At 68.5% G+C, this 26,603-nt stretch carries 24 protein-coding genes and 1 tRNA gene; 12 read left to right on the top strand and 13 right to left on the bottom strand.

Annotation, left to right across the window (positions count from 1 at the left end; genetic code table 11):
- Nucleotides 1–21: 21 nt before the first annotated feature.
- Both FQ137_RS11070 and FQ137_RS11065 read right to left on the bottom strand, forming a co-directional pair.
- The gene (locus FQ137_RS11070; RefSeq protein WP_149292424.1) at nt 22–726 is read right to left on the bottom strand and encodes a histidine phosphatase family protein; all 705 of its coding nucleotides are present in this window, start codon (nt 724–726) and stop codon (nt 22–24) included.
- A gap of 63 nt (nt 727–789) precedes the next feature.
- On the bottom strand, nt 790–1,635 hold the full coding sequence (locus FQ137_RS11065) for an undecaprenyl-diphosphate phosphatase (protein ID WP_149292801.1): 846 nt from the start codon (nt 1,633–1,635) through the stop codon (nt 790–792).
- A 174-nt stretch (nt 1,636–1,809) separates the two neighbouring features.
- Between FQ137_RS11065 and FQ137_RS11060 the strand changes: the two genes are divergently transcribed.
- Complete coding sequence (locus tag FQ137_RS11060; protein WP_149292423.1) at nt 1,810–2,841, top strand: hypothetical protein; 1,032 nt, start codon at nt 1,810–1,812, stop codon at nt 2,839–2,841.
- A 48-nt stretch (nt 2,842–2,889) separates the two neighbouring features.
- Nucleotides 2,890–3,957: a quinone-dependent dihydroorotate dehydrogenase gene (locus tag FQ137_RS11055; RefSeq protein ID WP_149292422.1), complete on the top strand. Its 1,068-nt coding sequence runs from the start codon at nt 2,890–2,892 to the stop codon at nt 3,955–3,957.
- Nucleotides 3,958–3,960: 3 nt separating this feature from the next.
- Here FQ137_RS11055 and FQ137_RS11050 read toward each other — a convergent pair whose 3' ends face one another.
- Nucleotides 3,961–4,503, bottom strand: a complete 543-nt coding sequence (locus FQ137_RS11050) for a YbhB/YbcL family Raf kinase inhibitor-like protein (RefSeq protein WP_149292421.1) — start codon at nt 4,501–4,503, stop codon at nt 3,961–3,963.
- 187 nt (nt 4,504–4,690) lie between these two features.
- Between FQ137_RS11050 and FQ137_RS11045 the strand changes: the two genes are divergently transcribed.
- From FQ137_RS11045 to FQ137_RS11010, 8 genes are all read left to right on the top strand, one after another.
- Nucleotides 4,691–4,776: transfer RNA gene (locus FQ137_RS11045), tRNA-Leu, on the top strand.
- Nucleotides 4,777–4,854: 78 nt separating this feature from the next.
- Nucleotides 4,855–5,217, top strand: coding sequence for a TfoX/Sxy family protein (locus FQ137_RS11040; protein ID WP_149292420.1), 363 nt, complete (start codon nt 4,855–4,857; stop codon nt 5,215–5,217).
- A gap of 16 nt (nt 5,218–5,233) precedes the next feature.
- Nucleotides 5,234–6,139: an ABC transporter ATP-binding protein gene (locus tag FQ137_RS11035; RefSeq protein WP_149292419.1), complete on the top strand. Its 906-nt coding sequence runs from the start codon at nt 5,234–5,236 to the stop codon at nt 6,137–6,139.
- A complete protein-coding gene (locus FQ137_RS11030; protein ID WP_149292418.1) occupies nt 6,139–7,734 on the top strand; it encodes an ABC transporter permease in 1,596 nt (531 codons plus the stop codon). The genes FQ137_RS11035 and FQ137_RS11030 overlap by 1 nt, the downstream gene beginning before the upstream one ends.
- Before the next feature lie 97 nt (nt 7,735–7,831).
- Nucleotides 7,832–9,280 carry an SDR family NAD(P)-dependent oxidoreductase gene (locus tag FQ137_RS11025; protein ID WP_149292417.1) on the top strand — a complete coding sequence of 483 codons (1,449 nt, stop codon included), beginning with the start codon at nt 7,832–7,834 and terminating at the stop codon, nt 9,278–9,280.
- Nucleotides 9,281–9,326: 46 nt separating this feature from the next.
- The gene (locus FQ137_RS11020) at nt 9,327–10,331 is read left to right on the top strand and encodes a nucleoside hydrolase (protein WP_149292416.1); all 1,005 of its coding nucleotides are present in this window, start codon (nt 9,327–9,329) and stop codon (nt 10,329–10,331) included.
- Nucleotides 10,332–10,518: 187 nt separating this feature from the next.
- Entirely contained in the window at nt 10,519–11,937 is a 1,419-nt protein-coding gene (locus FQ137_RS11015; protein WP_149292415.1) for an acyltransferase, read from the top strand.
- 154 nt (nt 11,938–12,091) lie between these two features.
- Nucleotides 12,092–12,883, top strand: coding sequence for a class I SAM-dependent methyltransferase (locus FQ137_RS11010; protein ID WP_149292414.1), 792 nt, complete (start codon nt 12,092–12,094; stop codon nt 12,881–12,883).
- A 224-nt stretch (nt 12,884–13,107) separates the two neighbouring features.
- Here FQ137_RS11010 and meaB read toward each other — a convergent pair whose 3' ends face one another.
- The 3 genes from meaB to FQ137_RS10995 all read right to left on the bottom strand — a co-directional run bounded on the left by meaB (nt 13,108) and on the right by FQ137_RS10995 (nt 18,336).
- Nucleotides 13,108–14,115, bottom strand: a complete 1,008-nt coding sequence (gene meaB, locus FQ137_RS11005) for a methylmalonyl Co-A mutase-associated GTPase MeaB (protein WP_188064906.1) — start codon at nt 14,113–14,115, stop codon at nt 13,108–13,110.
- A 92-nt stretch (nt 14,116–14,207) separates the two neighbouring features.
- Nucleotides 14,208–16,496 (bottom strand): methylmalonyl-CoA mutase, encoded by a 2,289-nt coding sequence (scpA, locus tag FQ137_RS11000; RefSeq protein ID WP_149292412.1) that lies wholly within the window; start codon nt 16,494–16,496, stop codon nt 14,208–14,210.
- Nucleotide 16,497: 1 nt separating this feature from the next.
- Nucleotides 16,498–18,336 (bottom strand): methylmalonyl-CoA mutase family protein, encoded by a 1,839-nt coding sequence (locus tag FQ137_RS10995; RefSeq protein WP_223146516.1) that lies wholly within the window; start codon nt 18,334–18,336, stop codon nt 16,498–16,500.
- A gap of 140 nt (nt 18,337–18,476) precedes the next feature.
- Between FQ137_RS10995 and FQ137_RS10990 the strand changes: the two genes are divergently transcribed.
- A complete protein-coding gene (locus FQ137_RS10990) occupies nt 18,477–19,112 on the top strand; it encodes a TVP38/TMEM64 family protein (protein ID WP_255584010.1) in 636 nt (211 codons plus the stop codon).
- Here the strand turns inward: FQ137_RS10990 and FQ137_RS10985 are convergent.
- Nucleotides 19,096–19,917, bottom strand: coding sequence for a DUF3097 domain-containing protein (locus FQ137_RS10985; RefSeq protein WP_188064904.1), 822 nt, complete (start codon nt 19,915–19,917; stop codon nt 19,096–19,098). The genes FQ137_RS10990 and FQ137_RS10985 overlap by 17 nt on opposite strands.
- 67 nt (nt 19,918–19,984) lie before the next feature.
- On the opposite strand from FQ137_RS10985, the gene FQ137_RS10980 reads away from it, so the two are divergent.
- Nucleotides 19,985–20,797 (top strand): hypothetical protein, encoded by an 813-nt coding sequence (locus tag FQ137_RS10980; protein WP_149292411.1) that lies wholly within the window; start codon nt 19,985–19,987, stop codon nt 20,795–20,797.
- Between the two features lie 13 nt (nt 20,798–20,810).
- Here the strand turns inward: FQ137_RS10980 and FQ137_RS10975 are convergent, their stop codons facing one another.
- The 6 genes from FQ137_RS10975 to FQ137_RS10950 all read right to left on the bottom strand — a co-directional run bounded on the left by FQ137_RS10975 (nt 20,811) and on the right by FQ137_RS10950 (nt 26,596).
- Nucleotides 20,811–21,857, bottom strand: coding sequence for a ferrochelatase (locus tag FQ137_RS10975; protein ID WP_149292410.1), 1,047 nt, complete (start codon nt 21,855–21,857; stop codon nt 20,811–20,813).
- Between the two features lies 1 nt (nt 21,858).
- Nucleotides 21,859–22,701 (bottom strand): NADH-dependent enoyl-ACP reductase InhA, encoded by an 843-nt coding sequence (gene inhA, locus FQ137_RS10970; protein ID WP_149292409.1) that lies wholly within the window; start codon nt 22,699–22,701, stop codon nt 21,859–21,861.
- Nucleotide 22,702: 1 nt separating this feature from the next.
- Entirely contained in the window at nt 22,703–23,434 is a 732-nt protein-coding gene (fabG1, locus tag FQ137_RS10965) for a 3-oxoacyl-ACP reductase FabG1 (protein WP_149292408.1), read from the bottom strand.
- Between the two features lie 65 nt (nt 23,435–23,499).
- On the bottom strand, nt 23,500–24,480 hold the full coding sequence (locus tag FQ137_RS10960; RefSeq protein WP_149292407.1) for a VWA domain-containing protein: 981 nt from the start codon (nt 24,478–24,480) through the stop codon (nt 23,500–23,502).
- The gene (locus FQ137_RS10955; RefSeq protein WP_149292406.1) at nt 24,477–25,460 is read right to left on the bottom strand and encodes a DUF58 domain-containing protein; all 984 of its coding nucleotides are present in this window, start codon (nt 25,458–25,460) and stop codon (nt 24,477–24,479) included. Before FQ137_RS10955 ends, FQ137_RS10960 begins: the two co-directional genes overlap by 4 nt.
- Nucleotides 25,457–26,596 carry an AAA family ATPase gene (locus FQ137_RS10950; protein WP_370452388.1) on the bottom strand — a complete coding sequence of 380 codons (1,140 nt, stop codon included), beginning with the start codon at nt 26,594–26,596 and terminating at the stop codon, nt 25,457–25,459. Before FQ137_RS10950 ends, FQ137_RS10955 begins: the two co-directional genes overlap by 4 nt.
- Between the last annotated feature and the right edge of the window lie 7 nt (nt 26,597–26,603).

Raw genomic sequence — 26,603 nt, 5'->3', positions numbered from 1 at the left:
GGTGAGTGGTGATTCGGATCATCAGGCTACGTTCCCTCCGGGGACGGCGTCCGAGCTGGCGTGCCCCTTCGTGGCGTCTCCGACCCGGCCGGCCGGGTCCCCCCGCAGGCTGGTCAGGTCACCGCCGGTGTCGTTGACCCGGAGCACGAATGGCCGGTGGGGTGTGTAGCGCACCACGGACACCGACGCAGTCTCTACCACGATCCGCTGGAACTGATCGAGGTGCATACCGTAGGCGTCCGCGAGTACCGCCTTGATGACGTCGCCGTGGCTACACGCCACCCACAGCACGTCGCGGCCCGCGTCCTCGGCGAGTCGTCGGTCATGTCGACGGATGGAGGTCACCGCCCTACCCGCCATGTCGGCAAGCGACTCCCCCTCCGGGAATACGGCCGACGAGGGATGCTGCTGGACCACCGACCACAGCTCCTCCGTGGCGAGATCCTTGAGTGGCCGACCCGTCCAGGCGCCGTAGTCGACCTCCACGAGAGCATCATCGATCACTGGGTCCACCCCCAACGTCCCGGCCAGAGGTTCGACAGTCTGGCGGCACCGCATCAGCGGCGAGCGAACGACCGCCTCGACGGGCAGGTCCCCGAGCCGCCGGCACAGCTCTGCGGCCTGGGCGTGGCCGGTGTCGTCGAGGCTGACCCCCGGGGTTCGACCGGCCAACGTGAGAGCTGTGTTTGCGGTGGAACGGCCGTGCCGGAGCAGGATGACGGTCATACCGGAAGATTACCGACGACGGGCCGTGCCGGTCACGGGCCGCTGTTCGGACGGTGACCCCGGTCAGGTAGCCGGGATGGTCCCAGTGCCGAGCAGGATCATGACCAGGGCTCCGAGAATGACGCGGTAGCCCGCGAACCAGGCCAGCGAATGGTTCTGAACGAACTTCAGCAGCCAGGCGATGGCCGCGTACCCGATGACGAACGCGATCGCGGACCCTACAAGGAGCTGGATCCCACTCGCGGACTGACCCACGGACGGCGCGAACGCGTCGGGGAGGCTGAACAGGCCCGAGGCAAGGACGGCGGGAATCGCCAGCAGGAACGAGAACCGTGCCGCGGCCTCACGCGACATGTTGAGGAAGAGTCCGGCGGAGATCGTTCCTCCGGAGCGGCTCACTCCCGGGATGAGGGCCAAGCACTGGGCCAGCCCCATGACGATCGTGTCTTTCATCGTCAGTCCGTCGAGTGACTTCGCGTCAACGGGGCGGTCCTGCCTGCCCAACTTCTCGGCGAGCAGGAAAACGAACGAGAACACGACGAGCACGATCGCGGTGATCCAGAGGTTGCGCGCGGCGTCGCGGATGAAGTCCTTGCCGACGAATCCGATGAGGGCGATGGGGGCCGACCCCACGATGACGAACCACCCGAGCCGGTAGTCGGGATCATGACGATGCCCGGCGTCGAATACGCCCCGGAACCAGGCGACGAGGATGCGCACGATGTCCTTGAAGAAGAACACGAGGACGGCGGCCTCGGTGCCGAGCTGGACCACGGCCGTAAACGACGCGCCGGCGTCCTCTCCGAAGAACCAGGTGGAGAAGATTCGCAGGTGCCCGGACGAGGACACGGGGAGGAACTCGGTGAGTCCCTGGATCGCGGACAGGACGACGACCTGCAGCCAGGACATCCCTTCCACACCTGGCGCGGCGAGGACCAATGTGTTCACGGGCGTGGGTTCCTCTCGGGTTTCGGCGGATCGGACGCAGGTCGCGTCACCGCACGCCGCGAGAGTAGTTGCTCGGGCCTGAACGGCGACTGAGCACCCGGGTGGTGGACAATGGCGGAAGTCGAAAGGAACAACGTGCACCGACGTGTCCTCCGCCGTTCCGGCGTGCCCGCCGCTTTGATTGCCCTGGCGATCGGATTGACCGCCTGCTCCTCGCCCACCGCCGAGCTGGATGATCAGAATCGGGTCACCCAGGGCAATGCCTCTCCCGCGGAGTCGCCGCAGGTCTCTGGCCCGGTCGGGGGCGAGGTGGTCCCGGTCCCCGGTTCGGTCCGCTCCCTGGTCGCGGTGGGTGACCGGGTCATCGCGCAGGTTGATCTCCCGCCGTCGCTGGAGATCGGCCGCGTCGACGCCACCCGCTGGGTGGCAGAGGACTCCGTGCCCCTGCCCGCAGGAGCGGGTGAGGCCTCGGCCGCGTACGACGGCACCGTGGTGGTCCCCTACTCCGACGGGGTGGTCCTGCTGTCTGCCACCGGGCAGGTCCGCGATCTCGCCGGACTGGGCCAGGTGACTGCGGCAGCGGTGACCACCGAGGGTCGGTTGTTGACCGGCACCCCTGAGGGTGAGGTCGTTGTGCGTGATGCCGACGGCACGGAGCAGCGCCGGATCGGCGGCCTGACCTCGGTGGACCGGATCATCGTCGACGAGGACGGTTCGGTGACGGCCCTGAGTCGACCCGACACCGTGATAGCGACCATCGATCTCGAGAAGGACATCGCGGGTCCCCTCCTGCGCGCTGGCACGGGCGCAGGGCAACTCGCGGGGTTCGGCAGGGAGTCCGTGGTCGCCAGCGACACCGTTGGTGGGACCCTGCTGGTGTATTCGACCTCGCCGGTCCGGCTGCACCAGCAGTTCCCCGTCGCCGCGGCCCCGTGGGCGGTGGCGGCGGACGCGTCCCGGGGACTCGTGTGGGTTACCTCCACCGGAACGAACACCGTCCAGGCGTACGATCTCGGCGACGGCGTCGGTATCCAGCGCGCGGACATTCCGACGGTGCGCCAACCAGATTCTCTGGCGGTCACCGATTCCGGCACGGTGGTGGTGGGTTCCGCGGACGGGGAAGGCCTGCACCTCATCCGACCTACCCTCACCGAGCCCGCGAACTGATCGTCACGACGACCCACGTCCCAGCTGGGACGTCCACCGAGGAGGACCGTGTACGCACTGCTCAAGAAGGTGCTGTTCCGCTTTCCCGCTGAGCGGATCCATCATCTGGTGTTCGGCCTGCTCAAGCTCCTGACTCTGATTCCCCCATTGGGCGCCGTGGCGCGCAGGATCCTGGGGGTGCGTGACCCGGTACTCGCCCAGCAGGTGCTCGGTCGGACCTTCCCCGGCCCCCTAGGGTTGGCGGCCGGGTTCGACAAGAACGCCGCAGCCGTGGACTCGTGGGGCGCGATCGGTTTCGGTTTCAGTGAGGTCGGGACCGTGACCGCCTCTCCTCAGCCTGGCAACCCCACCCCGCGGTTGTTCCGACTGGTGGAGGACCGGGCGATCCTCAACCGAATGGGGTTCAACAACCATGGGGCTGGTAACGCCGCCAACAACCTCCGCCGACGTCGCAGCAGTGACCCCGTGGGGATCAACATAGGCAAGACGAAGGTCGTACCCGCTGAGGACGCGGTTCGTGACTATGTGGCGTCGGCGACGATGCTCACCGGACTGGCCGACTACCTCGTCGTCAACGTCAGTTCCCCCAACACGCCGGGCTTGAGGGATCTGCAGACCGTCGAGTCACTCCAGCCCATCCTTGCGGCGGTGCGTGACGTGGCCACGATTCCCGTTCTAGTGAAGATCGCGCCCGATCTGGACGACGCGGACATCGACGCTGTGACGGACCTCGTGGTGGAGCTCGGGCTGGCGGGCATCGTCGCCACCAACACGACCATCTCGCGAGGCGGCCTACGGACCCCTGCCGCCACGGTGGAGGCGTTGGGCGCCGGGGGAATCTCCGGTGCCCCAGTCGCCGCCCGCTCGCGCGAGGTCCTCGCGCGAATCCACCGTCGCGCCGGTGGCCGTATCGTAATCATCTCGGTCGGGGGGATCGAGACGCCAGAGGACGTGTGGGACCGCATCACCCACGGCGCGAACCTTGTCCAGACCTACACCGGGTTCATCTTCACCGGACCGACGCTCCTGCGCGGTACCAACCGTTTGGTGGCCAAGCGCCTCCGCCAGGGTGGGTTCCAGTCCCTGGCGGCGGCGGTCGGCTCTGCGGTGCGCTAGGCCCTACTGCTCGTAGATCCCCGTCACGGTGCCGCGGGCCAGACCCTGGCTGAACAAGTTGAACCCGACGAACGCGCACGAGGCGTCTTCACCCAGGTCGATCTGGTCGCTCACCGCATGGACGGCGAGGATGTAGCGGTGCGGCCCGTGATCGGCCGGCGGGGCGGCGCCCACGAAGCCCTTGAAGCCCGCGTCGTTGCGGACCACGACGGCGCCCTCGGGGAGTCCTGAGGTGTCGTCGCCGGTGCACGCCCCCTCGGGCAGAGCGGTGACGTCCGCCGGGATGTTGGCGACAGACCAGTGCCAGAAACCCGACGCGGTGGGGGCGTCCGGATCGAAGACGGTCACCACGTAGCTCTTGGTGCCCTCTGGGCCAGCGTTCCAGCTCACCTGCGGAGACTTGTCCTGGCCTCCCTCGACGCCCATCTTCCCACCGAGCTGCGCGGCGGACAGGGTGGCACCCTCGGTGAACGACTCGCTTGTCACCTTCAAGGCCGGTAGTTCCGGGAGTGCGGCGTATGGGTCGGGCACACGGAAGTCGGTCATCGTCATCCTCCTGCGATCGGGGCGGTGTGGAGTAATCCTCCAGCCGGTCACATCCCTGTCTACCAGCGATGACCGGGCGGCGTGGGCTGCGAGGGGACCCCGATTTGGCCCGCGGTTCGGGCATCGACTAGTGTCATTCCTCGCACGACCAAGCCGGTCACAACCGGCAAAGGTCACCAGTGTGCGAGCGCGAGTGGCGGAATGGCAGACGCGCTAGCTTGAGGTGCTAGTGTCCTATTAACGGACGTGGGGGTTCAAGTCCCCCCTCGCGCACACTGTGTCGAGACAGTAGAAGGGCCTCGGATCCGCTAGGATCCGGGGCCCGCTCTCGTTTCGAGGGAAGGTTCCCCGATGGCCAGGACACCGACTCCCCCCGCCCAGCAGCGCCTCATCGACCGCCTGCGCGATCATCTCGCGGACGAGACGGTTACCCGCGAGGTATCGATGTTCGGCGGTCACTGCTTCATGGTCGCTGGCAAGATCCTCGTGAGCGCGGGGCGCGACGGCGGAATACTGCTCCGCGTTGCCGCAGAACACGAAGGCGAGCTTCTCCGTCGCCCCGGTGCGACCCGTGCCGAGATGGGTGCCGGGCGGACCATGGGCCCGGGTTGGATCAGCGTCTCGGCCGTCGCGCTGGACAGCGATGCGGGACTGTCGGAGTGGCTCGCCCCCGCCCTGGAATACAACCACGGTGTAGTCGGCCGCACGGAGTGACGGCGGGGTACGAATGATGACGACGAACGACGTGATCGACGTGCGGGGACTGATGAAGTCCTTCGGGAGACTCCGGGCCCTTGACGGAGTCGACTTACGGGTGGAGAAGGGCCGGGTGCACGGGTTTCTCGGGCCAAACGGGGCCGGCAAGTCCACCACCATCCGCGTTCTGCTGGGCTTGCTGCGAGCTGACGGTGGAACGGCGACTGTGCTGGGCGGCGATCCCTGGCGGGACGTCGTGGCTCTGCACCGCCGTCTGGCCTACGTTCCCGGCGACGTCTCCCTGTGGCCCGGGATGAGTGGCGGCGAAGCAATCGACCTGCTCGGGTCGCTGCGTGGTGGCCTCGACGAAGCGCGGCGGGAAGAGCTCATCGAACGTTTCCAGCTGGACCCGTCCAAGCGTGGTCGCCAGTACTCGAAGGGCAACCGGCAGAAGGTCGCCATCATTGCCGCGTTGGCCTCGGACGTCGAACTTCTGATTCTCGACGAGCCCACGAGTGGGCTCGACCCGCTGATGGAGAGAGTGTTCCAGGACGTGATCTCCGAGGCGGTGTCATGCGGCACATCAGTATTGCTGTCGAGCCACATACTGGCCGAGGTGGAGACGTTGGCTGATCGGATCTCGATCATCCGCGACGGCAGGATCGTCCGGACGGGCACCCTGACTGAGCTTCGAGGCGACGCCCGCACCTCGATCGTCGCGACCCTCGAGCGCCTCCCCGGTCCCGGTGCGTTGGGCTCGCTGTCTGACGTACATGTGGACGGCCACCAACTCAACGCCACGACCGAGGCCGACAGGATCGGGGAGGCGATGGAGCTCCTGGTCCCTTATGGTCTTTCGTCGTTGACGGTCGAACCCCCGTCGCTCGAATCGTTGTTCCTGCAGTTGTACGGGTCCGAGACCCGCAGCCAGGTGACCTAATGACCGCTCCTCTCGCCGGCATCGGTACTCTGCTGCGGGCGTCGCTCCGGCACGAGGGACACCGCTTCGCGCCGTGGATCCTCATCGCGACGGCATTGTCCGCGTCGTCGGTCCTCGTCTACCCGTGGCTGTTCCCCGAGACGCAGGAACGACTCGCCTTTGCCACCGCCGTGAGCGCCAATCCTGCACTCGGAATCGTCTTTGGCCCCGCGTTTGATCTGTCGACCGTGGACGGGTTCAACGCCTGGCGCTCGCTTTCGCTCGCGGGCTTCTTCACCGCATTAGGCGCGATCAACACCGTCATCCGCTCCACTCGCGGCCAGGAGGATTCGGGACAGGCCGAACTCCTGGCCTCCGGCGTGCTCGGACGATCGAGTCGTCTGCTCGCAGGTGTGGGGCTGGCACTGCTCGGCTCCCTCGCCGTCGGTGTCGTCGCGGGTGTCGTCACCGGCTTCTGCGGTGGAGGCTGGCAGGCCTCGCTGCTGTTGGGCGCCACCTTCACTGCCTCCGGCTGGATGTTCGCAGGCTTGTCGGCCGTTACCGCTCAACTCGGTTACGACGCCCGAACCGCGCATTCGCTCGCCGTGGGGGCTCTAGGGGTCCTCTTCCTCCTCCGCGCCGTGGCGTACTCGCTGCACGCCCCCGGATGGTCGGTGTGGGTCAACCCCTTGGGGTGGATCACGGAGACTCGACCGGCGACCGGTGACCGCTGGTGGCCGCTGTTCTGTGCCGTATTGCTCGTCTGTGTGTGTCTCGTAGTCGCGTTCGTCTTGCAGGCCCGTCGTGACTTCGGACAGGGAGTCGTGGCGCCGCGGCCCGGTCCGGATCGCGGGCGCGTCAGATCGACGTGGCGGCTCGCGCTCCGCCTCAACCGAGGCGCCATCGTGACGTGGAGCGTCGCGTTTGTAGCGCTCGGGCTGGTGTTCGGATTCTTCGCTACCTCCATCCACGACATCCTGCGTGAGGACTCGGCGGTCACCGCGATCCTCGCCGCGGGAGCGGCCACCCCGGACGACCTGGTCTCACGGTTCCTCGTGACGATCCTCGGGTTCGTCGGGATCATCGCTGCCGTCCCGGGTGTTCAGATCATGCTCAGTGTCCGCTCCGAGGAGATGGATAACCGGGTGGAACCAGTACTGGCCGGCGCGGTTTCCCGCCGCAGGTACTACGCGGGGAACGTCGTGCTGGCCTTCGCCGCTCCGACCCTTTACGTCCTTATCGCAGGCCTGCTGATCGCGACCCTTGCAACCGCTTCCGGTATCGGGGTGACGTTTGCGCGCGTGATGGCGCAGGCAGCCGCCACCGTCCCCGCGGTGTGGACCGTCGTCGCGGTCTCGGTCGCAGTTGTCGGTGCGCGCCCACGCCTCAGTCCCGCCGCGTGGGTGGGCGTGCTGGCATCTTTCGCGCTGACTCTTCTCGGGCCCACCTTCAAGCTCCCCGACGTGTTCCTGGCGATCAGCCCGTTCTGGCACGTGCCGTCGGTCGCGGGCGGTGCCGCAGATCTGGGTGGACTGATCTGGGTCTGTCTCATCACCGCCTTGATGCTGGTGGTGGGCTTCTCGGGGTTCGGCCGTAGGGACCTCGGTCGTACCTGAGCGTTGTCCACCCGAATACCGCCGTGGAAGTAGTACGTCCACCCTGCGGGGGCGGACGGTTTAGGGACGGACCCCCTCGTCGTCGTACCGTATCGGGGTGACCGGCATCGACCCAGAAGACCTCGAGACCTGCCTGCGTGTCCTCGACCAGGCCGCCGAACTCGGCGAGGATCATCCCGACTCGGTTCGGGTGCAGCGGTCGGTGGGACACATGTTCAAGCTCCTCAAGAAGGCGCGCCGCTCCGAGGTGCGTCGTGCCCGGCAGGAAGCGGACAAGGCGGTCATCGAGGCCACCGCCACCGGATCGCCGACCCGGATCGACGACGAGACCGCCGGCATCCGACTGGTCTCCAACGCGCCGGGCGCCGTCGCCGGCCACCTCCAACGCGCGATGGCTTGTTACGTCTGCAAGCAGCGGTTCACGCAGGTCGACGCCTTCTATCACCAGTTGTGCCCGAGGTGTGCGGCACTCAACCGCGCCAGGCGGGACCCCGAGATGGATCTGCGTGGCCGCCGAGCCCTGCTCACTGGGGGCCGCGCGAAGATCGGCATGTACATCGCACTGATGCTCCTGCGGGCGGGCGCCGACGTCACCATCACCACCCGTTTCCCCCGGGACGCCGTCCGTCGCTTTGCGTCGATGGACGATTACCCCGACTGGGCCAATCGCGTGCACGTGATCGGTGTGGATCTGCGAGACCCTGCCCAGGTGGTGGCCCTGGCCGACGAGGTGGCTGCCGCCGGCCCGCTGGACATCCTCATCAACAACGCCGCCCAGACCGTGCGTCGGTCCCCCGGTTCGTACTCCGGGCTCGTCGAGGGCGAATCCGCGCCGATCACGGGGCGCGCCGCAGACATCCCCATGGTCACCATGGGCCGCACCTCCGAGTTGCACCCGGCTGCACTCATGGGCGGCGAGTCCGCTCTCATCGGGACGGACGAGGCGGAGCGCGAAGCCGACCACATCGCGACGCTTGCGCTGCAGGCCGGCTCGGCGTCTCTAGAACGGATGGCCGCCGGCACCGCCATCGACGCAGGCGGGCTACTGCCGGACGTGGTGGACCACAACAGCTGGGTCGCCACCGTCGAGCAGGTTGAGCCGATGGAGATGCTCGAGGTGCAGCTCGCCAACTCGGTAGCGCCGTTCATCCTCGTCTCGCGCCTCCGCCCGGCCATGGCGGCCTCGAAGGCGCGCCGCAAGTACGTGGTCAACGTCTCCGCCATGGAGGGTCAGTTCTCGCGCCGCTACAAGGGCGCCGGCCACCCGCACACCAACATGGCCAAGGCGGGCCTCAACATGCTCACTCGCACCTCCGCCGAGGAGATGTTCACCGAGCACGGCATCCTTATGACCGCGGTGGACACCGGGTGGATCACCGACGAACGCCCGCACGTGACCAAGGTCCGGCTCCACGAGGAGGGCTTCCACGCGCCCCTGGATCTCGTTGACGGCGCCGCGCGCGTGGTCGACCCGATCGTTCGCGGGGAGGCCGGAGAGGACCTCTACGGTTGCTTCCTCAAGGATTTCCACCCCAGCCCGTGGTGACCGTCGGTGTCGGCTCTGCGCGCGGCGCCGGTCGGAGGCGTGTCGGGTGAGCCGGACCCCGGTGCTGCTGGACTGCGACCCCGGCATCGACGACGCCTTAGCGATCACCTATCTGGTGGCCGAGCACCGCGCCGGACGGATCGACCTGGCCGGGCTCGTATGCACGGCAGGTAATGCCAGCCTGGACGACACCGTAGCCAACGCACTGGCCTGGTTGGAGCTGGCCGGCTCCCCGGAACTCCCGGTGGCCGCCGGCGCTTCCGGCCCGATCGCCGTTCCCCACGCGCTAACCCCGGAGACACACGGCCCCCGTGGGGCCGGGCACGCGGAGCTGACGACGACGAGGGGTGCCGATCCTCGCGACGGTGCGCGACTCTGGGTGGACGCGGCCCGCGCGCATCCGGGTGAGCTCGTGGGGATAGTGACCGGTCCGTCGTCCACGCTGGCCCGTGCGGTGGCGCTCGATCCCGCGCTCCCCCGCCTGCTAGGCCGGTTGGTGGTGATGGGCGGGACCTTTCGCGGGCACCCGGGCAACACCACGCCCGTCAGTGAATGGAACGTCGACGTCGACCCTGAGGCCGCCGACCGGGTGTGCCAGGTGTGGGAGGACGCGATCGTCGCCGATCCTGTGGTCATGGCTCCGCTGTGGTGCGGTCTGGACCTGACCGAGCACGCGGTGTGGACCCCGGAGCGGTCGCGGCGGTTGCTCGAGGTATCGGACTCCCCGTTGACCCATCGGTTGGTGGACGCCCTGCGGTTCTACTTCGAGTTCCACGCCTCCGTCGGAGAGGGGTACGTGGCCCAGGTTCATGACCCGTTCGTCGCGTGGATGGCGCTGCACCCGGAAGTCGTGGTCTGGGAGAAGGCGCACTTGCGAGTCGAGTGCGCGGGTGAACACACCCGAGGGATGACGGTGGCAGATGTGCGCGGGCAGCGGGGCGTGGTGGACAACGCGCGGATCGCGTCCGACGTGGTGGTGCCCGGCGGCGCGGATGCCGTACTCGACGAGATCTGTGCGGCAATCGTCTCGTTGGCGGGCCCCCCAGGCTGACCGGTGCACGCCCGACTGAGGGTGGATGCACTCAGTTTGCCATCAGGGATCTGCGCGTTTGAGCCGGTCACGCGGGCGGTCGCGGGACGAAACTAGAACCGGTGTTAGGCTGCTCCGGATGTGCCGGGCGGCTCGTTGACCCGTCCGGACGACACCGTCATCCCACTTCACCGCCCCGGGAGAGTCCATGAGGTCTGTCGCTGCCGCCCTGATTGTCGTCGCGGGTGGAGCGATCGCGGCGGGGATCTCCACTCGCCGCTCCGGGGTAGCCGCCGGGGAGGCCGAGCCACTGGTGGCCACTGTGAGGGCTGCGGTGGTCAATGCCCGAGAGACAGTGCGGCGCCGGGTCCGGCAGCGGCGCGAGATAGCCGTGCCCGCGGCAACATTCCGCGCCGGATCGTCCGCAGGTGCGGCCCCCGCGCGCGGACCGGTCTGGGGGTTCTCTGCCGCCACGGACCCGTCTGCGGACTCTGCGCAGCCCAGGCTTGCCGGGGCCCGGGGATTTGTGCCCGCTCTCGAGGGGATCCGCGGTCTCGCGGCAGTGGGGGTCCTGACCACCCACGTCGCTTTTGTCACCCGTTCGTCCACCGGCTCTCCCGTCAAGCGCCTATTCGGCCGACTCGACCTGGCCGTTGCGGTGTTCTTCGCCAAGTCCGGCTTCCTGTTGTGGCGAGCACATGCCGCCCACGCTCGACGCGACGAACCCGCGACCGCCCGTCCGACCCGCGAGTACCTCCGCTCTCGCCTGGTGCGGATCATGCCGGCCTACGCGGTGTTGGTCGCCGCCGCGATGCTGGTGCTCGAGCAGAACCACGTCAACGGCCCGGCGTCGTGGATCGCGAACCTCACTCTCACGCAGATCTATACCTCGAACTTCCTCGTCGCGGGGCTGACCCACGCGTGGTCGCTGGCGGTCGAGATGGCGTACTACCTCGTCTTCCCGCTGCTGTGGACAGCAATGAAGGAGCTGCGCGGCGGCGCGGCGCGATGGCGGATCCCGGCGATCGCCGCTTTCGGGGCCTCAGGTCTGGTGTTCCCGTTGATTCCGTGGCACGCCCTCGGCCTGCTGCCGGCCGGTCTCAACGTCCAGATCCTTCCGCCGTCGTTCGCTGCGTGGTTCGCCGCGGGAATGCTGCTGGCAGAGTTGGCCACCGCACCTCCCGGTACCCTCGCCCGAATGTGTCGGGATCAGCTCTCGAAGTGGGGATGGTGGGTTGCCGGCAGCGCGACGCTTCTCGCCACTACGGTCCCCGCATGGTTCTCTGAGGGCTTCATCCATCCGGGTCCGATCGAGTTCGCGGCCCGTACCGGTCTCGCGGGGACGATGGCCTTCCTTGTTCTGGCCCCCGTAGTCCTTGCCCCGGAGGGCACGAGGTTCCCTGTGCTGGAGTCAGCCCCGCTTCAGAAGGTCGGTACGTGGTCGTATGGAATTTTCCTGTGGCACCAGCTGGTCCTGATCGGGGCCTTCCCGCTCACCCGTACCCAGCTCTGGGACCGGCGGATGGGCGTCATCTGGCCGGTGACCGTTGCGGGGTCGCTGGCGGCTGGATCGGCTAGCTATCGCTGGCTGGAGCAGCCCGCGCGTCGGGCTCTCGAACGTCGATGAACTCCGATGGATCGAGTCGAATTCAGGACGACGACAGTCCGAATTTCCGCCGCTGCACCGGCTGTTCCCTAGCCGGAATATAGGATAGGCTTGCCTAAACGTTAGTTGCCGGCGCGGCGCCGGTGCCGTACTGCCGGCCCGGAGGAAACCCACCATGACCATCACCCCGCTCCCCCAGCATGAGCGCGATACCGAGTCCGTCGCCGGTCACTGGCTCCTCGCGCGTATCGGCAAGAAAGTCCTGCGTCCCGGAGGCAAGGAGCTGTCGAAATGGCTCGTCTCGGCGACGACGGTGGCCGGCAAGCGCGTGGTGGAGTTCGCACCCGGGCTCGGGCTGACGGCGAGACTTCTGCTGGACGAGGGTCCGGCGTCCTACATGGGCGTGGACTCGGATCCCGAGGCGGTGGCAGTCACCCGTGACGCCATCGACGGACGGGGTGACCTGGTGGTGGCGACCGCCCAGGAGACCGGGCTGGAAACCGCTTCGGCCGACATCATCGTGGGCGAGGCGATGCTCACCATGCAGGGTGACTCCGCCAAGAAGCAGATCGTCGCGGAGGCGGGTCGGGTGCTCGGACCGGGTGGTCGGTACCTGGTCCACGAACTGTGCCTGGTCCCCGACACCCTGGACGGCGAGGTGAAGACGAGCATCCGCAAAGATCTCGCCCGCTCGATCCGCGTGAACGCCCGGCCTCTCACAGTGGCGGAGTGGACGCAGCTGTTCGACGACGCCGGTTTCGAGGTGGAGAGCACCGAGCTTCGTCCGATGTCCCTGCTCAAGCCCATGCGCATGCTCGCCGACGAGGGTGTCGCCGGTGTGTCGCGGATCGTCCGGAACCTGATGCGCGATGCCGACGCCTGCGCGCGCGTGCTCGCGATGCGCAAGACCTTCGTCACCCACGACGAGCACATGAGCGCAGTCGGGTTCGTCCTGCGTAAGCGGTGAGACCCTGCGCCGACACGGGTCTGGCGCTCTCTGGCGCTCGGTGTGCTCCCGCTGTTTCACTCCCGCTACGTCAGACGCACGGGGTGTTTCGGGCGCCCTGCACTGCAGTCGCGCGGCACTGCAGTTGCGCGGCGTTTAGGGCGCCCGGCGTGGAGTCACTGCGTGCAGCGTTTCCTCAGGAACGCTCCCGGGCGACGCTGACGGAGTGACTCCACACGGGTGGGTCAGGAATCGAACGCGTCTATGATCGCCTGAGCTGCCAATGCCGCGGTCAGAGTTCCCTCTCGGACCTGGCGCTCGACCTGCGGTGCGATATGTCGAACGTCCGGGTCGGCGGCCAACCGGGCCATCAGGGTGTCGTGGACCATCGACCACGTCCAGTCGACCTGCTGACGCGCCCGCCGGGCCTCCACCTCACCGATCTCCGCCATCGTGTCCTGGTGCGAGCGGACGGCGTCCCAGAAGCGGTCCAGGCCGTCGCCCTCCAGCCCCGACATGGTCAGGACGGGCACCTTCCACACCGCGTCCGAAGGGCGCACCAGTCGCAACGCGGCCCCGAGCTCACGGGCGGCCCGGGCGGCGTCCTTGACATGCGGCCCGTCGGCCTTGTTGACGGCGACGACGTCCGCCAGCTCGAGAACGCCCTTCTTGATTCCCTGCAGCTGATCCCCGGTGCGAGCGAGGGTGAGGAAGGTGAAGCAGTCGACCATCCCGGCAACCGTCACCTCGGACTGACCGACGCCGACTGTTTCCACGAGGATCACGTCGAAGCCTGCGGCCTCCAGCAGGACCATCGACTCCCGAGTGGCCTTGGCGACGCCACCGAGAGTGCCTGACGTGGGTGAGGGGCGAATATACGCCCTCGGTTCGGTGGACAGGGTGGCCATTCGGGTCTTGTCGCCGAGGATCGAGCCGCCGGTGCGGGTGGACGACGGGTCGACGGCGAGGACCGCGACTTTGTGGCCCTGCTCAACCAGAAACAGCCCGAAGGACTCGATGAACGTCGACTTGCCGACCCCCGGCACCCCGGTGATGCCGACCCGCAGAGCCCCGCCGGCGTGGGGTAGCGCGCCCAGGAGGAGTTGCTGGGCCTTCTCGCGGTGCGCCGGGTTCGTGGACTCCAACAGCGTGATCGCCCGTGCCAGGATTGGGCGGCGGTCTTCGAGGACTCCGGCGAGCAGAGCATCGACGTCGATCTCGCGACGCGGACGCCGCCCGGTGGCCGAGGGCACCGGGCCGCGCACCGTGCCGGTGCCGGCCGTCGTCGACAGACTGCCCGACAGGTTGCCCGACCCGGCGGGGTCGGGTCCGGAGCCGGGGCGGGTCAGGACGTCACCTCCGCGTCGGCCCCCTCACCCTGGGCGGCCGACGACAGGTCGTGGCCGAGCTCGTTGGCCAGGGCGTCGAGGAGTCCGATCGCGGCCTCCGCGATCACGGTGCCTGGGGGGTATATCGCAGCGGCGCCGGCGTCGTAGAGCTCCTGGAAGTCGCCCGGCGGGATGACGCCGCCGACGGTGACCATGATGTCCTCGCGGCCCACCTCGGCCAGCGCAGAACGCAGCGCGGGCACCAGGGTCAGGTGACCGGCGGCCAGGGACGAGACGCCGACTACGTGCACGTCGGCGTCGGAGGCCTGCTGAGCCACTTCCTCCGGCGTCTGGAACAGCGGGCCCATATCGACGTCGAAGCCGAGGTCGGCGAACGCGGTTCCCACGACCTTCTGGCCGCGATCGTGGCCGTCCTGTCCCATCTTGGCCAGCAGGATGCGGGGACGGCGCCCCTCCTGCTCGGCGAATGAATCGGCCATCCGCATGGCCCGGGTGACGTTGTCCACGGCGCCCTCCTTGGTGACTTCCTGCCGGTATACACCGGACAGGGTCTTGATCTCGGCCTTGTGACGACCGTAGACCTTCTCCAGCGCGTCGGAGATCTCTCCGATGCTGGCGCGCTCTCGAGCGGCATCGATCGCGAGAGCGAGCAGGTTGTTCTCGAGATCGCTGCTCGGCCCGCCCGAAGCCGCCTCGGTCAGTCTCGCCAAGGCGGCCTGGCAGGCGTCCTCGTCACGCTCGGCACGCAGCTTGTCCAGCTTGGCCAGCTGCTCGGTGCGGACGCGCGAGTTGTCGACCTTGAGGACCTCGATCTCCTGGTCCTCTGTCACGACGTACTTATTCACGCCGATCACGGGCTGGCGGCCCGAGTCGATGCGTGCCTGAGTGCGGGCGGCAGCCTCTTCGATGCGTAGCTTGGGGATGCCTTCACCGATCGCCTGGGCCATCCCGCCGGCCTCCTCGATCTCGAGAAGATGCAGGCGGGCCTTGTCGGCGAGTTGCGCTGTGAGCCACTCGATGTAGTACGACCCGGCCCACGGGTCGATCGGTCGAGTGGTCCCCGACTCCTGCTGAAGCAGCAGCTGGGTGTTGCGGGCGATGCGCGCGGAGAAGTCCGTGGGAAGTGCCAGCGCCTCATCGAGGGCGTTGGTGTGCAGCGACTGCGTGTGACCCTGGGTGGAGGCCATGGCCTCGATGCAGGTTCGGGCGACGTTGTTGAAGACGTCCTGCGCGGTGAGGGACCAGCCCGAGGTCTGAGAGTGGGTCCGCAGTGACTTGGACTTGGCATTCTTGGGCCCGAACTTCTCGACGAGCTCGCTCCACAGCAGCCGGCCGGCACGCAGCTTGGCGATCTCCATGGAGAAGTTCATGCCGATAGCCCAGAAGAACGACAGTCGTGGGGCGAACTTGTCGATGTCCAGCCCCGCGTCCAGGCCTGCGCGGAGATACTCGACGCCATCGGCCAGCGTGTACGCCAGCTCGAGATCGGCAGTCGCTCCGGCCTCCTGGATGTGGTAGCCGGAGATGGAGATCGAGTTGAACCTCGGCATCTTCTGCGATGTGTAGGCGAAGATGTCGGAGATGATCCGCATGGAGGGCTTGGGCGGATAGATGTATGTGTTGCGGACCATGAACTCTTTGAGGATGTCGTTCTGGATGGTCCCCGCGAGCTGCTCCGGCGACACCCCCTGCTCCTCGGCCGCTACCACGTAGAACGCGAGAATCGGCAGGACTGCGCCGTTCATCGTCATAGACACCGACACCGACGATAGGTCGATGCCGTCGAACAACTCGCGCATGTCGAGGATCGAGTCGATCGCCACGCCGGCCATCCCGACGTCACCCGCGACGCGCGGGTGGTCGGAGTCGTACCCGCGGTGCGTCGCGAGGTCGAACGCGACCGACAGTCCCTTCTGTCCGGCGGCGAGGTTGCGCCGGTAGAAGGCGTTGGACTCTGCCGCTGTGGAGAAGCCCGCATACTGCCGGATGGTCCACGGTTGGTTGACATACATCGACGGGTAGGGCCCGCGGAGGAAGGGCGCTTCACCCGGCACCGTGTCCAACGGGAACGGGGTGACCTCCTCGCCGTCGTCCGTCGGGGCGGTGCCCGCCTCGACGGCGTCACGGTCGACCTTGGTGTAGACGCGCTTGACGTTGATACCCTCCGGCGTCTCCCAATGGGCGTCGGCGGCGAGGCCGTGCTCGACCGCCACCGCTTCGGCTCTGGTGTCCGAGTTGTCGGCGGAGCGGAGTGGAGCGGTACTGAAATCGGGGAAGGTCGTCATGTCACTTCACTTCCAGCTGGTCGAGAAGGGTGGTCAGGGCGGTGACGGCGTCCATGCCGAGGGCCAAGTATCCGTCCGGACGGTCGGTCGCGTCCGCGGGGAAGCCCTTCTCATTGCCGGCGAGGTACACCTTCGACATCCCGGCGTCCCGGAGGGCGCGGACGGCGTCGGCCCCCTCGGTTGCATAGCGCTTGTCCGCGCCGCAGAGCACGGCGATCTGCTCACCCTCTGCGGCCCCGGCGTACTGTCCGGCTTCGGTGACTCCCGGATTGCGTGCCTCGATGCCGCCCGCGGCGAGCAGGTTGGCCACGAACGTCACCCGGGGCGTCGTTTCGGCCTGCGGGCCGAGACCCGCGATGAGGATGGTCGGGCGGGCGCCGGTGGCTTCCAGGTGGGCGTCAGACCGGTCCCTCAGGTCCTCGAATGCGCGGCCATAGCGGTAGGTGTCGCCACCGCGGCGGGACGCGTCAAGGGCCTGCTCGTCGAGATTGGGGAACTCGGATACGCCCGTGATCGGGGCTGTGCGGTGGGCGATGTCAGCGTCGCGAGCCTGGCGCACCCGGGCGATGGCCTCGGCGACGGTACCCGCCTCGATCGCGGCGATCAGGCCGCCCTCGGCCTCGATCGTCTGCAGCGCAGACCACGCGGCGTCGGCGAGTGAGTCGGTGAGCGATTCGACGTACCAGGAGCCACCGGCCGGATCCACGACGTGACCGAGATGGGACTCCTCGAGCAGCAGGAGTTGCGTGTTGCGGGCGATACGCGCGGCGAAGGCGCGGGACGTGTTCTCGAGCCCGCCCGGCACCGAGGCGTCGAACGGGAGGACCGTCACCGTGGTGGCGCCGCCGACACCAGCACCGAACGCGGCGAGGGTGGTGCGGAGCATGTTCACCCAGGGGTCGCGGCGCGACATCATTGCGGACGAGGTGACCGCGTGCTGAGGTGCCCCTCCGGCCTCGGGGGCGCCGAGGAGTTCGGCGACCCGGGCCCAGATGAGCCTGCCGGCACGGAACTTGGCGATCGAGGCGAACTGGTCGTCGGTCGCGGCGAGCCGGAATGAGACCTGGCCGAGTGCGGCCTCGGCGGACAATCCCGCGGAGATCAGCGCTCGCACGTACTCCAGACCTGCCGCGACGGAATACGCCAGCTCCTGGGCGTCTCCGGCGCCGTCGGCGTGGAAGACCGTGCCGTCGGCGACGAAGGTCCGGATTGTCTCCTCCCGCTCCGACACCCGCGCCGCGAGCCGGACCGCGGCGTCGAGTCCGATCGAGTCCGCCCCCGCGTACGCGGAGGTCACGGGCGACGCGCCCAGATCGGCGATGACGGCGGCGCGGTTGGTGACCCCGTCGCCGGCGGAGCGGCGCTCATCGAGCAGGGCGAGGAAAGCCTCTGCGACCTCGGTCAGGTCAGCGCCGGAGTCGAACGTGACCGGAGCCAGATCCAGGTAGACGTCCTTCAGGACAGCAGCCAGATCGGTGGCCCCGGCGGTGAGCCACAGTGCAGAGACGCCCTGGTTCAGCAGGTCCAGTATCTCGGTATTGGCCTCGGAGACCTCGCCCGCGACCTCGACCCGCGAGCTGACGTGCCAGCCGCTCTCCGGCAGTCCCGACCGGTCCCCGCCGCGGACAAACGGGAACTGGCCGGGCGCGGGGCGCTCAGCGATCTCGTCCTCCCGCGTGTACAGCGGGTTGATATCGATGCCGTCCCGAGTGGTGGCGACGAGGGCACGCCACGCGTCCTCCGGCATGTCGGCGGGATCCTTGCGGGCGGCCTTCGCGAGGACGGCTCCCACAGAGGCGTACCAGGAGTGAAGGTCTGGACCTGTGGTCGGACTGGTCACCGGTACCTCGTTCTCTTGTGGAGTGAAGGGGGTCACCCCCGGACTCTAGTCCAGCCCGCGGAGCGCCCGAAACACGCCCGTGTGCCGAGGGGGACTTGTGGGGGAAGTCGTCACCAGCGACGGCGACTACAGTCGTCCCAGTGCGGAACCGGGTGACGGCGTGGGCGGCAGCTGTGGTGCTGGTGATCATCGTGGCGACCCTCGTGCCGACCCCCGGATTGGAACAACTCCGCGACTGGGCGGCACATCTCGGGCCATGGTTCCCGGTCGCGTTCTTCACGGCCTACGCGGTTGTCACCGTCACGCCGGTCCCCCGGTCCACGTTCACCTATTCGGCGGCGGTCCTGTTCACCCCGGCCGTGGCCATCCCATGCTCGCTCGTGGCTACCGGCGTTGCCGCAACGCTCGCGTTTGTCGGGATCCGGCGCCTCGGACACGAGCGGACCGCAGCGCTCCGGGCGGATCCGCGGGTGGCCTCAATTGACGCGAGACTGCGCCGGCGAGGGTGGCTGTCGGTCGGCAGCCTGCGACTGGTACCTGCGGTGCCGTTCTCGGTGGTTAACTACGCCGCCCCACTGACTTCGATCCCCTACCCGCAGTTCCTGCTGGCCACACTCATCGGCAGTGCGCCGGGGACAGTGGCCGCGGTCCTCCTGGGGCATTCGCTGACCGAGGGCGACGGCGTGGCCGCACTGTGGGCCACCGGCGGTTTCGCCGCGGTCGGCCTGGTGGGGATGGTCCTCGACGCCAAGCTGCCGGTCAGGCCGGTTCGGTGACGAAGTCGACCAGTCTCTCCACCGCGCCAAGCAGGGCCGGCTCGATGTCCCGGTAGGAACTCACCGAGGACAAGACGCGGCGGAAACCGTCCGCTGGCTCGCCCCAGCCCAGTCGCTGGCAGATCCCCGTCTTCCAGTCCTCCCCGCGAGGCACCACCGGCCATTCGTCAATACCCACAGCGGAGGGCTTGACCGCCTGCCAGATATCCACGTACGGGTGACCGGTCACCAGGACGTTCTCCCCGAGCCCGGCGACGATCCGAGATTCCTTACTGTCCTTGACGAGGTGGTCCACCAGGACCCCCAGGCGCGCCTGGCGGGTGGGACCGAATTGGGTGACCAGAGAGTGCAGGTCGTCGATCCCGTGCAGCGGCTCGACGACCACGCCCTCGACCCGCAGGTCGTGACCCCAGATCTTCTCGACCAGGGCCGCGTCGTGGATGCCCTCAACCCAGATCCGGCCCGCCCGGGCAGTACGAGCGCGCAACCCCTCGACCTTCCGCGACCCCGACGCGGTGATCGCGGGTCCCCGTTGCGCGACCGGCGCCGGCTTGCGCAGGGTGACCGGAGAACCGTCGATGAGGAACGCCGAGGGGGTCATCGCGAAGAGACGCACCCGGCCCCGCCTGTCCTCGAGTTTGACGAACTCGCCGTCGTACGACCTGTCGAACCCCACCACGGCCCCGCAAAACCCGGACTCGGCGTCCTCCACCACCAGATCGCGTTCGGCGTCGACGACCGGGATCTCCGGTCGTCGACGCCGGGCCGTCCCGGACAGGATGTCGGAGCCGTACATGTCAGCCATGGCAAGACACGGTAGCCGCCGCCTCACCGGGGGTGACCGCGGCACACCGTCGGTAGGATTGATCGTCATGTCCCGACCCCTCACCCGCAGTACGGCGCTCTCCCCTGCGTGGCCGATGCCGCTGCACCTGCTGCGCACCGCGTGGGCGGATCAGCCGTTCGACGTACTGACGGAGTACGTCTCCGGACTGGCCCAGTCCCACCTCCTGGAGATCGTCGGCGAGTCGGTGCCGATGATCGCCGAGGTCTCCCCCGTCGCTGGCCCCGCGGGCCTGCTGCCCGGTCTCGTGACCGCGCTGCGTCGAGCCGGGCGTGCGCACCCGGCCCCGGAGGCGCTGTCGCTGTTGACGATGGCGCCCGGGGACTCCTCAAGCCTGCCGCCGGTCCCCGCCGTCCGAGCGGACGTGGCCGACGCTGGATGGGGCCTCCTCGTCCGCGACCCGGACTCGCGGACGGCCGTGTGTCTCACCTGCGTCCGGCCGCACCCGGACGTGCTCCGGTGGCGGGCCCGCGGTGTGCAGGACTGCCCCGTCCCGCCGCAGCCGCCCGGCCCCTCGGAGGCGCTGGCCGATCTGGGGCGGGCCGTCGTGGAGGCCGCCGAACTCATCGAACGGAGCGCGGTGCGTGCCGACGCTGCAGCCCCCGTCGACATCCCTGCCCATGCGACTCGCCTACCCGAGGGGCTCCCGTCCAGGGTTCTCGAGTTGGTGGACAGGATCGACCGGGTCGAGGCGATCATCTCGGTCGCTCTGGCACAGCCGGAGGTCGGCGTCGACCCCGCTGCGCGCGAGCCGGTACTTCGTCGTCTCGTCGCGGTGAAAGACGCGGCCCGCCGGTCCGCGGTGGCCGCGGCCGGCGAGGCGGCCCTGAGAGAGATCTAGCCCGAGCGGAAATCTAGCGCGCGCAGCAGCCGATCGCGCAGCGCGAACCGTCGCGGTTGCGCCCCAGAGCGGGGACGCTACCGGGACGCTCCTGCGGGGTGCCCGACTCGACCTCGTCGAGCAGTTCGAGGATCATGCCGGCGAACTCCGGACTCGGTCCGGGAGTCGCACAGCGGGTCACCGTCACACCGAGTTCGCGGACTTCGTCGACCAGTTCGGTGTCCAGGTCCCAGATCACTTCGACGTGGTCGGAGATGAACCCGATGGGAACCACCACGACGTCTCGGACCTCCTTCGTCGATGCCAGGTCGCTCACATGGTCCACTACATCCGGTTCCAGCCACGGCACGCTCGGCGGGCCGGAGCGGGACTGCCACACCAGGTCGTAGTCCTCAACGCCGGCCGCTGCTGCAACCAGTCGCGACGCCTCGGCGACCTGACGGCTGTAGAGGCGGCCGCCGAGGGCCGGCGGGCCCGCGGTCTCGTCTGCGGCATTCGGGACGGAGTGGGCCGTGAAGATCACCCGAGCCCCCGGGGCGGCGGAGGCGACCGCCGCCTTGAGATCGGTCGCGAACCGTTGCACGAACAATGGGTGGTCGTAGAACTGACGGAGCCGCACCATGGTCGGCGCTCCCTCGACCTGGTCCCGGGCCCTGGCGATGTCCTCCTGATACTGGGCGCAGCCCGAGTACCCGCCCCAGGCCGACGTCGCGAATACGGCGGCGGTGCGCACGCCGTCGGCCACCATCTGACGCACGGTGTCCTCGACCATCGGCATCCAGTTGCGGTTACCGAAGTAGACAGGCAGGTCGCGTCCTCGGCGGGCCAGTTCGGCCTCCACATTGGTGATGATCTCCCGGTTGAGGTCGTTGATGGGGCTGCGGCCACCGAGATGGCGGTAGTGGGTGGCCACCTCCTCCAGTCGCTCCCGCGGGATCCCTCGGCCCCGGGTGACGTTCTCGAGGAAGGGGATCACGTCCTCCTGCCCCTCGGGCCCGCCAAAGGAGAGCACGAGCAGTGCGTCCACCTGCTGCCCGGTGTCGTCCGTCGATCCGGTCATGTCACTTCTCCTGTCCGCTGAAGGAGACGGTGCCGGCGCCGCCGTCCGCGTAGATGACCGTGCCTGTCGTGGCGGCCATGAGGTCAGAGAGCAGCGCGACTGCTGTCGTCGCGACCGCGGTGGGGTCGTCGACATCCCAGCCCAGCGGCGCCCGCCTGTCCCACTCGTCCTGCATCTGGTCGAGCTCGCCACCGGGGCCGAGTGCGTCCCCGGCGATCGCCTTGGCTGCGAGGGTCTTCACGGGCCCGGCCGCGATGAGGTTCGAGCGGATCCCCTCGGGCCCCAGTTCGCGGGCGACATAGCGGTTGACCGCCTCGAGGGCATTCTTGGCGACCGACATCCAGTTGTAGAACGGCATGGAGAATCGGGGGTCGAAGTCGAGGCCGATGATCGACCCGCCGCGACCCAGGAGGGGACGCACAGCCTTTGCGAGCGCGGCGTAGGAGTAGGCGGAGACCTCGAGCGCCACTGCCACGTCCTTCCACGGCGCGTCGAGGAAGGGATCACCGAGACAGCTGGGCGGAGCGAACCCGATCGAATGGACCACCCCGTCAAGCGAGTCGGTGTGCTCCCGCACTCGGTCGGACAATGCCGCCAGGTCCTCCTCGTTCTGGACGTCGAGCTCGATCACCGGCGGGTGTTCGGGCAGGCGCTTGGAGATGGCTTTGACCAGTGTGGGACGGCCGAACGCGGTGAGGATGACCCGCGCGCCGTGAAGTTGGCAGTGCTTTGCGATGTGGAACGCGATGGACGCGTCGGTGATGACGCCTGTGACGAGGATCGTCTTACCGGACAGCAACCCGGTGCCGCCCTCCACTGTCGCGCCCGTGTCGGTCTCGCTCATATCAGTGCCCCATTCCCATTCCGCCGTCGACCGGGATCACGGCCCCGGAGATGTAACCGGCATCGTCGCCGGCGAGGAAACTCACCACACCGGCCACATCGTCGGCCGACCCCTTACGTCCGAGCGGGATCGCCGCGATGGCCTGCTCCTGCGTCTTGTCGTCCAGCGCAGAGGTCATATCCGTATCGATGAATCCCGGGGCCACGACGTTCGCGGTGATGCTGCGCGATCCGAGTTCGCGGGTGAGCGAGCGCGCCATGCCGATAAGCCCGGCCTTGGAGGAGGCGTAGTTCACCTGGCCCGCGGTACCGGACTGGCCCACCACCGAGCCGATGAAGATCAAGCGACCGAACCTTGCCCGCAGCATTCCTCGGGAGGCCCGCTTGGCCACGCGGAACGCGCCGGCGAGATTGGCGTCCAGCACGCTGGTGAACTGCTCGTCCTTCATCCGCATGAGCAGGGTGTCCTCGGTGATGCCGGCATTGGACACGACGACCTCGACGGGTCCGAACTCCGCCTCGACGGCGGTGAAGGCGGAGTCAACCGAGGCGGGATCGGTGACGTCACACTGCACCCCGAAAAGGCCGTCGGGTGCACCGGATCCGCGGTGGGTGACGGCCACCCGGTGGCCGTCGGAGTGGAGACGCTCAGCCACCGCCCGCCCGATCCCGCGGTTACCTCCGGTCACGAGGACCGTACGGGGGGTGATGTCGCGCGTGCTCTCGGAAACCATGTCCCCCACCCTAGCGAGCCGGGGTGGGCGTTCGGCGCCGGTACATACTCGACTCTCGGTCGGTGTCACGGGATCCTGCGGTGCGCGGACAAGGAGCCTGCGGCGGCTGCCATCGCCAGCAAGGTCCCTACGACGAGCCAGGGCCGGGAGGCGTCGGCATTCTTCCATTCGTAACCGATCTGTTCCTCGAGAGTCCGGTAGACGGAGTCGAGCTCCTCCAGGCTGGAGGCGGTGAAGAAGTCGCCGTCGGAGATATCCGCGATCCGGCGAAGGGATGCGTCGTCGACGGGAACCGGCTGGGGCCTGCCCTGGATGTCGACGGTGCCGTACAGGGTGCCGAACGAGATGGTGGAGACGGGGATGCCCGCCTCCGCGGCGCGTTCGGCGGCGGTGAACGCGCCCCGCTCCTCGGTGGGGTCGGCGGGCACGGTCTCCTTTCCGTCGGAGAGCAACACGATCCTCGCCGGTGGTGCCTGGTCGGGGCCGCCGAGGCTCTCGGTGAACGTGGAGATCGCCTGCGTGGCGGTGTAGATGGCCTCGCCTGTGGCGGTCCGCTCGTCGAGTTTGAGCCGCTCGACCGCGCGGACCACCGGTCCCCGATCGGTGGTGGGGGCGACGAGCATCGACGCGGTACCCGCGTAGGACACCAGACCCAGGTTGACGCCTTGGGTGAGATTGTTGGTGAAGGTCGTGGCGGCCTGTTGCGCGGCCTCGAGCCGCGACGGCGAGACGTCGGTGGCCTCCATGGAGAGGGACACGTCGACGACGAGCATCACGGTCGCCCGGTTCCGTGGGACCTTCTGCTCCCTCTGTGGTCCAGCCAGGGCCACTACGAGGGCGAGCAGCGAGAGCACCAGGAGCACGGCAGGGACGTGCGTGAACCAGTGGCGGCCGCGACGGTCGACGGTTCGCAGGGCCCCGAAATTGCCGAACCGTACGGTCCGCCGCTTCTTCGAGCGCAGCGCGATGACGTACCCCGCGGCGAGTGCGAGGGGCACGACCAGCAGTATCAGCCAGAGCGGGTGCTGGAATTCGGAGAGGCTCACCGCGGCGCCACCTCCTGCGCCCCGGGGTGGTCGTCGGGTAAGTCTCTGGTCAGGCTGTCACCGGTGGGCAGTCCGCCCTGCCGGCGAACGCCGACGAAGTCGATGACGTCGCGTATCCAGTCCCGGTCGGTCCGTAGGGCGAGGACGGGAGCACCGCATCGCCGGAGGGCGGAATGGACACGGTCGCGCTGCTCCTGGGCTGCACGGCGATAGTCGGCGGCGAGGGCGTCGTCGACGTCGAGTTCCAGCACCTCCCCGGTGTTTGGATCCTGCAGGAGTGCCGCCCCCACGGCGGGCAGGGCGATGTCGAGCGGGTCGGACACGTGGACGGCGAGGAACTCGTGGCGGGTGCCGAGGACGCGCAGGGAACGCTCCCAGTTCACCTCGGACAGGAAGTCGGAGATCACCACGACCAGCCCATGCCGACGGGCGGCGTTCCGGACGGCGTGGAGGCAGTCGTCGAGCAAGCCCCCCGAAGAGACACGCGGGGTCGCCCGTGCCACCTCGTCGAGCAGTCGTCGGACGTGATCGCGCCCGCCGGTGGCCCGCAGAACTCGAGGTCGGCCGTCTCCCGTGAGCACCATCCCTACCTGGCTGCCGCCGCCCGCGGAGAGGAAGCCCACAGTGGCGACGGCGGCCTCAACAAGGCGCCGCTTTGTGCCGTAGCGGCTCTCCACGTCGAGGCTGGGCGAAAGGTCCACGATCAGCCAGGTCTCGAGCTCACGATCCGCGATGGTCTGCCGGATGTGCGGGACGGTAGTCCTCGCTGTGACCGACCAATCCATCGTGCGGACGTCGTCCCCGGGTTCGTAGGCCCGTGCCTCTCCGGGCTCGGTTCCCGGCCCCGGCAGGAGACCTCGGTGGTCTCCGTTGAGGACGCCGTCCAGACGGCGCGTGACGAGCAGTTCCAGCTGGGCCAGGGCCGCCCGGGAGGACACATCGGCCGGGTCGTCGCGCCTGCCCGCGTCCGCGGCGTTCACCGTGACGGCGGTGGGCCGGCCTGGGCGGGAACCGCGCTGATCTGCGGGAGCGGCACTGCCTCGAGCACGCGGCGCACAACGGTGTCGGCGGTGACCTCGTCGGCCAGTGCATCGTAGGTCAGCACGAGCCGGTGGCGGAGGACGGCGGGCAGGACGTCAACTACGTCCTGCGGGACCACGTAGTCGCGCCCGCGCACCAAGGCGAGCGCGCGGGCCGCGGTGACGGCGCCGAGCGTCGCGCGCGGAGAAGCGCCGTAGGACAGCCAACGCGCGACGTCCTCGAGGCCGTGTCGTGCGGGTTCGCGCGTGGCGATCGTGACGCGGACGACGTAGTCGACCAACGCGTGATGGACGAACACCTCGCGGACCGCCGTCTGTAGGCGTATCAGGGCGTCCACCCCGAGCACCTGCGTCGGTTCCGGGGGCGTGGTGCCCATCCGGTAGACGATCTCACGTTCTTCCTCCGGGCTCGGGTAATCAACGACGAGCTTGAACAGGAAGCGGTCCCGTTGCGCCTCGGGCAGCTGGTACACGCCCTCGCTCTCGATGGGGTTCTGCGTAGCCATGACGAGGAACGGGCTGGGCATGGGGAAGGTCTGACCGCCGATGGAAACGTGTCCCTCGGCCATGACCTCCAGCAACGCGGACTGGACCTTCGCGGGAGCCCGGTTGATCTCGTCTGCGAGCACGAAGTTGGCCAGGATCGGGCCGAGTTCGACCTCGAACTCCTCGCGCCCCTGACGGTAGATCCGGGTACCGACGATGTCGGCGGGTACCAGGTCCGGGGTGAACTGGAGACGACTGAAGCTGCCCCCCACCACGGTCGCGAAGGTCTCCACGGTGAGGGTCTTGGCCACGCCGGGGACACCCTCGAGCAGGATATGACCCCGCGAGAGCAGGCCGACGAGGATCATCTCGATCAATCGGTCCTGGCCCACCACGACCTTCTTGACCTCGTAGACTGCCCGCTCAAGGAGACGGGCGTCCTCCGCGGCGGTCGACGCGCTCACCGCTGGCGGCTCGCCGTGCTGGCTCGGCGTTTCGGGGTGGGGATCGCTCACCGCGGAGGGCTCCTTCGCGTGGTCGGGTGTTCCGGGCGCCCTGCCGGGGCCGTCCGAACGGGCTGGGGACGACAGTACCGGT

Source organism: Dietzia sp. ANT_WB102, from assembly GCF_008369165.1.
Taxonomy (GTDB): Bacteria; Actinomycetota; Actinomycetes; order Mycobacteriales; family Mycobacteriaceae; genus Dietzia.
Note: the sequence above shows the minus strand (reverse complement) of the source record. Positions and strands in the feature narration are given on the sequence as shown.

Excerpts from the sequence above, each read along its gene's own strand:
- FQ137_RS11070 (WP_149292424.1), bottom strand. The coding sequence starts at position 726 with ATGACCGTCATCCTGCTCCGGCACGGCCGTTCCACCGCAAACACAGCT.
- FQ137_RS11065 (WP_149292801.1), bottom strand. The coding sequence starts at position 1,635 with ATGTCCTGGCTGCAGGTCGTCGTCCTGTCCGCGATCCAGGGACTCACC.
- FQ137_RS11050 (WP_149292421.1), bottom strand. The coding sequence starts at position 4,503 with ATGACCGACTTCCGTGTGCCCGACCCATACGCCGCACTCCCGGAACTA.
- FQ137_RS11040 (WP_149292420.1), top strand. The coding sequence starts at position 4,855 with ATGGCCAGGACACCGACTCCCCCCGCCCAGCAGCGCCTCATCGACCGC.
- FQ137_RS11035 (WP_149292419.1), top strand. The coding sequence starts at position 5,234 with ATGACGACGAACGACGTGATCGACGTGCGGGGACTGATGAAGTCCTTC.
- FQ137_RS11030 (WP_149292418.1), top strand. The coding sequence starts at position 6,139 with ATGACCGCTCCTCTCGCCGGCATCGGTACTCTGCTGCGGGCGTCGCTC.
- FQ137_RS11015 (WP_149292415.1), top strand. The coding sequence starts at position 10,519 with ATGAGGTCTGTCGCTGCCGCCCTGATTGTCGTCGCGGGTGGAGCGATC.
- FQ137_RS11010 (WP_149292414.1), top strand. The coding sequence starts at position 12,092 with ATGACCATCACCCCGCTCCCCCAGCATGAGCGCGATACCGAGTCCGTC.
- scpA (WP_149292412.1), bottom strand. The coding sequence starts at position 16,496 with ATGACGACCTTCCCCGATTTCAGTACCGCTCCACTCCGCTCCGCCGAC.
- FQ137_RS10985 (WP_188064904.1), bottom strand. The coding sequence starts at position 19,917 with ATGGCTGACATGTACGGCTCCGACATCCTGTCCGGGACGGCCCGGCGT.
- FQ137_RS10980 (WP_149292411.1), top strand. The coding sequence starts at position 19,985 with ATGTCCCGACCCCTCACCCGCAGTACGGCGCTCTCCCCTGCGTGGCCG.
- FQ137_RS10975 (WP_149292410.1), bottom strand. The coding sequence starts at position 21,857 with ATGACCGGATCGACGGACGACACCGGGCAGCAGGTGGACGCACTGCTC.
- inhA (WP_149292409.1), bottom strand. The coding sequence starts at position 22,701 with ATGAGCGAGACCGACACGGGCGCGACAGTGGAGGGCGGCACCGGGTTG.
- fabG1 (WP_149292408.1), bottom strand. The coding sequence starts at position 23,434 with ATGGTTTCCGAGAGCACGCGCGACATCACCCCCCGTACGGTCCTCGTG.